Genomic DNA, 2,628 nt, shown 5'->3' with positions numbered 1-2,628 from the left:
TTCGCTTCCGCTAAATCTTTAATCCGTAAAACAAGCTGAAAATCCGGTCTCTCAGACCAAAACGCCTCTGGCGTTGTAAGGTTAAGCCTCACGGGTCATTAGTACCGGTTAGCTCAACGCATCGCTGCGCTTACACATCCGGCCTATCAACGTCGTAGTCTTCAACGTCCCTTCAGGACTCTCAAGGAGTCAGGGAGAACTCATCTCGGGGCAAGTTTCGTGCTTAGATGCTTTCAGCACTTATCTTTTCCGCACTTAGCTACCGGGCAGTGCCATTGGCATGACAACCCGAACACCAGTGGTGCGTTCACTCCGGTCCTCTCGTACTAGGAGCAACCCCCCTCAATTCTCCAGCGCCCACGGCAGATAGGGACCGAACTGTCTCACGACGTTCTAAACCCAGCTCGCGTACCACTTTAAACGGCGAACAGCCGTACCCTTGGGACCTACTTCAGCCCCAGGATGTGATGAGCCGACATCGAGGTGCCAAACACCGCCGTCGATATGAACTCTTGGGCGGTATCAGCCTGTTATCCCCGGAGTACCTTTTATCCGTTGAGCGATGGCCCTTCCATTCAGAACCACCGGATCACTATGACCTGCTTTCGCACCTGCTCGAGCCGTCACTCTCGCAGTCAAGCTGGCTTATGCCATTGCACTAACCTCCTGATGTCCGACCAGGATTAGCCAACCTTCGTGCTCCTCCGTTACTCTTTGGGAGGAGACCGCCCCAGTCAAACTACCCACCAGACACTGTCCGCAGCCCGGATTACGGGCCTACGTTAGAACATCAAACATTAAAGGGTGGTATTTCAAGGTTGGCTCCACGCAGACTGGCGTCCACGCTTCAAAGCCTCCCACCTATCCTACACATCAAGGCTCAATGTTCAGTGTCAAGCTATAGTAAAGGTTCACGGGGTCTTTCCGTCTTGCCGCGGGTACACTGCATCTTCACAGCGATTTCAATTTCACTGAGTCTCGGGTGGAGACAGCCTGGCCATCATTACGCCATTCGTGCAGGTCGGAACTTACCCGACAAGGAATTTCGCTACCTTAGGACCGTTATAGTTACGGCCGCCGTTTACCGGGGCTTCGATCAAGAGCTTCTCCTTGCGGATAACCCCATCAATTAACCTTCCGGCACCGGGCAGGCGTCACACCGTATACGTCCACTTTCGTGTTTGCACAGTGCTGTGTTTTTAATAAACAGTTGCAGCCAGCTGGTATCTTCGACTGCCTTCAGCTCCATCCGCGAGGGACTTCACCTACCGACAGCGTGCCTTCTCCCGAAGTTACGGCACCATTTTGCCTAGTTCCTTCACCCGAGTTCTCTCAAGCGCCTTGGTATTCTCTACCTGACCACCTGTGTCGGTTTGGGGTACGATTTCGTGTTACCTGGAGCTTAGAGGCTTTTCCTGGAAGCAGGGCATCAGTTACTTCACCACCGTGGTGGCTCGTCGTCACGCCTCAGCCTTAAGATATCCCGGATTTACCAAAGATATCAGCCTACACGCTTAAACCGGGACAACCGTCGCCCGGATAACCTAGCCTTCTCCGTCCCCCCTTCGCAGTAACACCAAGTGCAGGAATATTAACCTGCTTCCCATCGACTACGCTTTTCAGCCTCGCCTTAGGGGTCGACTCACCCTGCTCCGATTAACGTTGAACAGGAACCCTTGGTCTTCCGGCGAGCGGGCTTTTCACCCGCTTTATCGTTACTTATGTCAGCATTCGCACTTCTGATACCTCCAGCATGCCTCACAGCACACCTTCAACGGCTTACAGAACGCTCCCCTACCCAACAACACATAGTGTCGCTGCCGCAGCTTCGGTGCATGGTTTAGCCCCGTTACATCTTCCGCGCAGGCCGACTCGACCAGTGAGCTATTACGCTTTCTTTAAATGATGGCTGCTTCTAAGCCAACATCCTGGCTGTCTGTGCCTTCCCACATCGTTTCCCACTTAACCATGACTTTGGGACCTTAGCTGGCGGTCTGGGTTGTTTCCCTCTTCACGACGGACGTTAGCACCCGCCGTGTGTCTCCCGTGATAACATTCTCCGGTATTCGCAGTTTGCATCGGGTTGGTAAGCCGGGATGGCCCCCTAGCCGAAACAGTGCTCTACCCCCGAAGATGAGTTCACGAGGCGCTACCTAAATAGCTTTCGGGGAGAACCAGCTATCTCCCGGTTTGATTGGCCTTTCACCCCCAGCCACAAGTCATCCGCTAATTTTTCAACATTAGTCGGTTCGGTCCTCCAGTTAGTGTTACCCAACCTTCAACCTGCCCATGGCTAGATCACCGGGTTTCGGGTCTATACCCTGCAACTTAACGCCCAGTTAAGACTCGGTTTCCCTGCGGCTCCCCTATACGGTTAACCTTGCTACAGAATATAAGTCGCTGACCCATTATACAAAAGGTACGCAGTCACCCCATAAAAGAGGCTCCCACTGCTTGTACGTACACGGTTTCAGGTTCTGTTTCACTCCCCTCGCCGGGGTTCTTTTCGCCTTTCCCTCACGGTACTGGTTCACTATCGGTCAGTCAGGAGTATTTAGCCTTGGAGGATGGTCCCCCCATATTCAGACAGGATACCACGTGTCCCGCCCTACTCTTCGAACTCACAAT

Annotated in this window: 1 rRNA gene; it reads right to left on the bottom strand. The window is 53.2% G+C overall.

From position 1 onward, the window contains the following. Positions 1-77 precede the first annotated feature (77 nt). A 23S ribosomal RNA gene (locus K5Y32_RS24745) occupies positions 78-2,628 on the bottom strand; the annotation flags it as partial.

The organism is Pantoea sp. DY-15, assembly GCF_019795935.1.
GTDB lineage: Bacteria > Pseudomonadota > Gammaproteobacteria > Enterobacterales > Enterobacteriaceae > Pantoea > Pantoea leporis.
This window is presented reverse-complemented; position numbering and strand designations above follow the sequence as displayed.